The following is a 6866-nucleotide window of genomic DNA, read 5'->3' on the forward strand; positions in this document are numbered from 1 at the left end:
TTCGATCTTGGTCTGTGGATAACGCGCTGACCTGCGGAACTACATGCGGGTAGTTCGTGGGGAGACCCCGTTCCGGGGTGCTCGCTGACCACGCGCTGACCACGACCTCGCCGGGACGACTCGCACGCCGATGCGAGGACCCAGACACTCATGCTTGGCGCGTCCAAGCGGACACGAGTCGCGGTCGCCACTAGGCGTTCAGGCGACGAGCCCGCTCGCTGCGCTGCACTGCGTCGTCGACATCCGCCTTGAGGGTCCCGGAGATGGCGTCCCACGAGTACACGGACTCAAGACCTGCGTTGGCCCATTGGTCGTCAAGGTAGTTCACGAAGGACCGCACACGCCGCACCCGATCGTCGAAAGATCGCGCATCACGCACGTCGGATCGCACGGTTGACTTGACGATTGGCGTGTCCACAACCATGGCGTCGACGTACGAGAAGAAGGTCGGCAGCCTCGCAGAGACGTAAGCGCCCAACTGGTTCGTCCGGTACGGTCCGGCCAAGCCCTCCATCGACGAATCCAGCAGCCCATTCTGCACCGCGCGGATAACGTGGAACGCGATCTGCTCCTGGCCGAAGCCGAGTGCCGTGAACGCCGCATACACGGCTTCCACCTCTACGAATGCTCCCTTACCCTGGTCCGCCCCCTTGATGTAGGCCAGGAGAGCCGGAAGCAGGAAGTGTTCACGCCCGTCGTCGACCGAGATATCGAACACGTTAACCACGTCGCTCTTGGTCGGATCGTAGTAGCCATAGTCACCGAGGACCACCGCCCGCAGGAACTCGTGCGGTGGCACCGAATACAAACCGCCACCGCGTGACTCAGCAAGGATCCGGGAGGTCTTCACATAGGGACTGCCGACGAACCGTGACAACATCGAGATGGCCCGGCGTACATTGCCGCCACTCAGATTGTCGACAAGTTCACGCAGGCTCTCGTTCTCCCTGAAGCTTCCGTCCAGCATGTCGAGGTACGCACTGACGTCGTCGATCGAGAACTGCAGCGCGTCGGGCAGGTCGGTCTGTTGTCCTGCCAGCTTCTTCGCGTATGCCAAACGGCGCAGGATCACCTCGTCAACCCGCGGGGGAGCGACTGTGAATACCCGCAGGTGGTAGGCCGAGAGAGTGCCCGTGGAGCGCGAACTAAAGAACGTCTCCGGCCGCAATGACACGAAGACCGTTACCGGCCACTTCGACGCCAAGGCCTGAGCGATTAGGAACACGCGGCTCTGGTCGCCAACCGGCCACTGATCGATATTGTCGAGAACGACCACGAGTGTGTACTGAGCACGCAGGTGCTGCAACGAACGGAGGACATGGTCCCGCTTCGAGACTAGTTCACCGAGGTGCTCGGCCTCCTTGACGGCATACAGGTCCGGCTGTGAGGCCTTAAGGCCCCCAAACACACTTCGGGCAAATTGGTTGATTTCCTTGTTGTACACGGCACGGACGAAGCTCGCCTCCGTGATGTCCTTACCGTGATCATCGGCTAGTTGGCTAGCGACCTCGTCATACACGTAGGTCTCGAAGTCCGCGAGCGTTCCCTTTGCGCCAAAGTCGATGTAGAAGGAGAGAGTGTGGTCAAGGAACTCCTTGCCGTCTACGCGCAACAGATGCTGCAAGAACATCGTTTTTCCCACGCCCACATCGCCGAGGATGATTAGTGGGCTGGACTGCATCGCTTGGGTGAGACTCGAGCCCAGCTCAGGGTGCAGCCGGCCCTTCTTCTGCCGAACGGGTGCCAACTCCACGCCGGTCGCAGAGGCCGTGGCCGCGTACCTATCGCGGAGCACCTCCTTACTGACAAGTGCATACTGCGAGAGAGCCCCTGTGTTGCAGTAGCAGAACTCGTAGAATTCGTCGTCCGCTTGCTGAGGACTCTCAATGTCGCGAATGAACGCATTGCCAAGAATCTGGAGGTTCGTCTCCAGCGGGCCTCGCGAACGGAAGCCCGGGTATCCTGGGATAGAGGCCGACAACTTCGCTGGCGGCAGCGGCTTGCGATTACCCACCGCCAGATGTCGCAAGAGGTTCCGCTGACTCATTCCATCGCGGGAAAGCATGGTCCAGAGCGTTTGGAAATCGTCGACCATTTCTTCCAGGGTGTGGAAGCAGAGCGCCTCTCCGGAGAGCGGGCGCACGCCGTCCTGGCGGGAGGCGTAGAATGCGATGAGCTGGTGACCGTTGCAGATAACCGCGATGGGCACTCCGCGAGCCTGACAGTACTTTAGTACCTGTTGAATCGCATCCTTCGTCGGCGTGTCGAGCAGCAGGGTCGGGAGGTCTATCTTGCGCCGCCGCTCCAGTCCGGCTGGCACCTGAAATGAAACGCCCTCGCGCTTCGCTTCAACGATTGCCAGCGGGATTGGCCGCCCGAGTGCGTAGTCGACGTAGCCGTCTCGGCCAGCCGTCTCCGCCTCAACGTCCATGGCGCGCCAGCCCAGGCCGTCGAGGAGGATCTGGTTGATAACCTGCAGTCGCGTCGTCGCTTCGTTCAGGTCCTCCGCATTCGCGGAGTACTCGGAGGCGAGCCGCCGCATCGCTGCCTCTGCGCTTGCGTACTTGTCCATCACCCCTCCGCCCGGCCGTGATCAGTGTTCCACGTCGGGGAGCCTCCCCGCAGGTGCCAGAAGACCGGCCTTGACGTAGTTCGCCGCAGGGCGTAACCTAGCGGGGCTTGCCCGTGTAGTCGTCGATAGGACGGATCATGAGCATCTAGGCAGTTCTTCGTGATGACGCCTTGGGCGTCCCAAACAGCCAGCCCCCTCGGGCTGGCTGTTTGCCGTTGGTGGGCCGGCTGCCCTCACCCCGCGTCCAGGCTCCTTTGACACCTCGACGGGCGGTGCGTACGCTGTCAGGGCTCGCCCGTGTCGTCGCACGAAGGAACGGTCATGGAGCTCTGAGACTCTAGCTTGGGGGCGCAACAGGCGCCGTAGAGGGCCGGGACACCCAGTGTCCCGGCCCTCTCTTACTTCCGTGGCCCCCTCGGGACAACAGCATCGCTGGCCAACACATGAGCTTCTGAGGCAGCGACTGATCCCGGGTCCGCAAGACGCACACCATGCCTCGACACGAGTTGCCGCCTCGCTCGGGCGTCGGAGCGGCCCTCAGGCCGTCGTCTGTGCAGTGAAGTCAGCGATGCTCACACGGCCGACGGGTGCTGGCGCGCATACCTTGCGCGTCGCGGCGAGGCAGACGTCCTCTGATCGACACCAGCAGAGGAGGCAACCCGGACCCGCGGTCGCATCACACAGATGCAAGAAGAGTCTGGTCGATGACGGGTCTGCCTGGGGGCTGATTGCGGCGCCGGGTCTGACTCCTCGGAGCGCCTCGGGTCGAGACGCCCGGCTGCCGCTAAACGTCCTCGCACGCCTCTACGAGCGCTGCGACGCGTTCCTTGATGGCAGAGAGCTCGTCGCCCAGAACGGTGCCACCGCCGGCGAGCGTGTCGCGGATGTGAGCGAAGTCGTCTCGTGACGCATCGAAGTCTGCCGACAGGGCTTCGTAGGCGCCGTCCCCGGACGCGGCCACAGCGGCGCTCTCGGCGGCCCTCTCGAGCGCGTCGGCCCAGGCCTCGAGTTCCCCTGGCTCGGCCTGGTACTTGTCCTCCCCCGGCGAACCGATGGGCGGGACGGCGCGGGCCTCCTCGCACGCCTCTCCCGCTGCCTCGGCCGGTGAAGGTGCGGGGCCGGCGCACGCAGCGAGGAGTCCAAGCACGACCGCACCCACCGCGACTGACCGCATCCCTCGAGGCTAGCGACGCACCTACGGCGCCGTAGCGATGTTCTCGCGAGATCTGCACACCTGCTGTTAGGACCCCTCTGCGAACACATCGCGGGTCCCAGCTGGAGGCGCCACGTGATGTCGATGCACAAGCTCACCGCCGGGGACGGGTACGCCTACCTGACCCGCCATGTCGCGGCGGGCGACGCCGGCCTGGGCGCAGCGACCTCGCTGACGGCCTACTACGAGCAGACCGGCAACCCTCGAGGCCGATGGATGGGCGGAGGCCTCGCGGGCCTCGGCGACGGGTCACGGCGGCTGGAACAGGGTGACCCCGTCACCGAGCAAGCGATGACGGCCGTCTTCCGGGACGGCGTCGACCCGCTGACTGACGACGTTCTCGGGCGCCCTTTCCGCGCCGCCGTTGACGGCCACAGGCACGCCGTCGTCGGCTACGACCTGACCTTCACCGCACCGAAGTCCGCATCCGTGCTGTGGGCGCTAGCCGATGACGCCACGCGCTCCGTCATCTACGCGGCACACCGCGCTGCGCTGGCTTCGTCGCTCGAGTTCGTCGAGCAGGCCGTCATCAGGACCCGGGTCGGTGACGCCGGTCGTCATCAGGTCCGCACCCGCGGGATGGTGGCCGCCGCCTTCGACCACTGGGACACCCGAGCCGGCGACCCGAACCTGCACACCCACATCGTCATCGCGAACAAGGTGCAGGGCCCCGACGGCGCCTGGCGCAGCGTCGACGGCCGGACGGTGCATGCCTCCGTTGTCACCGTCTCCGAGCTGTACGACGCGCTCCTCGCCGACCAGCTCGCCCGGCGCCTCCCGATCGAGTGGTCGATGCGCGGCCGCGGTCCGCGCCGCAACCCCGCGTTCGAGCTCGCCGGCATCGACGACGGGCTCCTCGCACACTTCTCGACGCGCTCCAAGCGGATCCACTGCGCCGAGGAGGAGTGGCGCGCCACCTTCGAGGCCGACCACGGCCGCGCCCCGACCCGGATCGAGACAACCCGCGCCCGCCAGCACCTCACGCGCTCCACCCGCCCAGCCAAGACCGTGCGACCCCTGGCCGAGCTGCTCGCTGAGTGGGCCAATCGCGCGCGTGCCCTGACGGGGATCGAGCCTCGCGATCTCGCCGCTCGCGCGCTGACCGGCGTCTACGGACGACCGCTCCGCGCGCACGACGTCGGCCCGGAGGTCCGGGCGGCGATGGCCGCCCAGGTGCTCGACGACGTCTCGACCCGGCGCTCGGTCTGGACGACGTGGAACCTCGGCGCCTCCGCAGTGCGCGCGTCGAAGCTGCTGCGGATGGCGTCGCCGGTCGAGCGCCGCGCGCTGCTCAACGCGATCACCGCCGACGCCGCTGCGGCGTGCGTGCAGCTCGACGACAGCCGCGAGCCGAGCACGCGGCGGGTCGGTGAGTCGCTGTTCACCACGACCGAGCTGCTCGGTGCGGAGAAGGTGCTCATCGACGCCGCGGAGACCGACGGCTTCCCGCGCCGGACTATGAGTCTGCCCATCCCGCCGCGAGCCGTCGCCGAGAGCGGTCGAGGCGTTCTCGCCGACGATCAGCGGGCGGCGGTCGAGGCCGTCATCGGCTCGGGGCGGCTGCTCGACGTCATCGTGGGTCCTGCAGGCTCAGGCAAGACGACGACGCTCGCGGCGCTCACCTCCGCCTGGCGGCGCGGCGTCGGACCGGTCGTCGGGCTGGCGCCATCCGCCACCGCGGCCCGCACCCTCGCGAACTCACTTCGGGTGCCGTGCGAGACGACCGCCAAGTGGCTACACGAGTCGGTGGGCGATGGCGCCGCCGCCCGCAGCCTCAAGTACGCCCAGGCACTCGAGGACGAGGTGGCTGGCGACTACCTCGCGAGCCGTACCGCCCAGGAGAAGCAGTGGAGCCTGCGTGCCGAGCAGGAGCGGTGGCGCTTCGAGCCCGGCCAGCTCGTCATCGTCGACGAGGCGTCTTTGGCCGACACCCGGGCGCTTGCCGCAATCGTCGAGCAGGCACGCGCGGCCACCGCCAAGGTGGTGTTGGTCGGCGACCACCTCCAGCGCGGGTCGGTCGACGCCGGCGGGGCGTTCGGGATGCTTGCCCGCCGAGGACCGACCGCCGAGCTGACGAACCTGTGGCGGTTCAGCCAGCCCTGGGAGGCGCGCGCGAGCCTCGAACTCCGACGTGCGCACCCCGACGCGCTCGACGCCTACGAGGCGCACGGCGCCGTCACCTCCGGCGGCCACGACGCCATGCTCGACGCGGCCGTCGAGGCCGTCGGCGCGGCCCAGCAGCAAGGGCGTATCGCCGTCCTTCAGGCGGTCGACAACCGCACCGTCCGCGACCTCAATGCGCGCATCCGTGCCGACCGCGTCGCGACCGGGGACGTCTCACCCGTCGGCGCGACGCTGCACGACGGGCTCACGGCAGGCGTGGGCGACCGCATCGTCACCCGCCGCAACGACCGGCGCCTGGCCACGTCGGACGGCTTCGTCCGCAACGGCGCGCTCTGGGACGTCGTCGCCGTCCTGCCCGACGGTGGCCTGCGCGTGCGACCCGCCGTGCCCGGCCACGAGCCCGACGTCGCCCCTCGCACCGTCCGGCTACCCGGCGCGTACGTCGCCGACGAGGTCGAGCTCGGCTACGCGACGACCGTCGCAAGGACCCAGGGCATGACCGTAGACGAGACGCACACGATCGCCACGCCGGCGATGGGCCGCGAGGACCTCTACGTCGCGATGACGCGCGGCCGCCACAGCAACCGCGTCTACGCCGTCATCGACGACGGCGAGCCGGAGTGCCTGCCGGGAAGCGCGCCGTCATCGGGACGAGCGGTGCTCGAGCGGATCCTCGCCACGAGCCACGCCGAGCCGAGCGCCACCGAGACCCGGGAGACGTGGCACCAGGAGCAGCCCACGCCCGCAGTGCCGCCCCGGCGTCCACAGCGGCCCTGGACCGGGGTGCGCCCACAGCAGATGCAGACCCACTTGACCAGGTACGGGTCGCCGTCCGCCGATGGACCGGTGCTCAGCCTCTGACCTCCGCAGTACCCAACCATGAACCGCCCCGACTTCCGTAGAGGCTCTCAACCCACGGAGGATGAGGGTCATGGCAGCACCGAGGAAGTATCCCGA

At 67.6% G+C, this 6866-nt stretch carries 3 protein-coding genes; 1 reads left to right on the forward strand and 2 read right to left on the reverse strand.

Translation table 11 applies throughout. From position 1 onward, the window contains the following. Positions 1-190: 190 nt before the first annotated feature. Positions 191-2572 carry a hypothetical protein gene (locus FZ988_RS18065; RefSeq protein WP_149205442.1) on the reverse strand — a complete coding sequence of 794 codons (2382 nt, stop codon included), beginning with the start codon at positions 2570-2572 and terminating at the stop codon, positions 191-193. A gap of 784 nt (positions 2573-3356) precedes the next feature. Beyond that, the gene (locus FZ988_RS18070) at positions 3357-3746 is read right to left on the reverse strand and encodes a hypothetical protein (protein WP_149205443.1); all 390 of its coding nucleotides are present in this window, start codon (positions 3744-3746) and stop codon (positions 3357-3359) included. 123 nt (positions 3747-3869) lie between these two features. Between FZ988_RS18070 and mobF the strand changes: the two genes are divergently transcribed. Further along, positions 3870-6770 (forward strand): MobF family relaxase, encoded by a 2901-nt coding sequence (gene mobF, locus FZ988_RS18075; RefSeq protein WP_246169616.1) that lies wholly within the window; start codon positions 3870-3872, stop codon positions 6768-6770. Positions 6771-6866 lie beyond the last annotated feature (96 nt).

Origin of the sequence: Actinotalea subterranea, assembly GCF_008364845.1 — a bacterium.
Taxonomy (GTDB): Bacteria; Actinomycetota; Actinomycetes; order Actinomycetales; family Cellulomonadaceae; genus Actinotalea; species Actinotalea subterranea.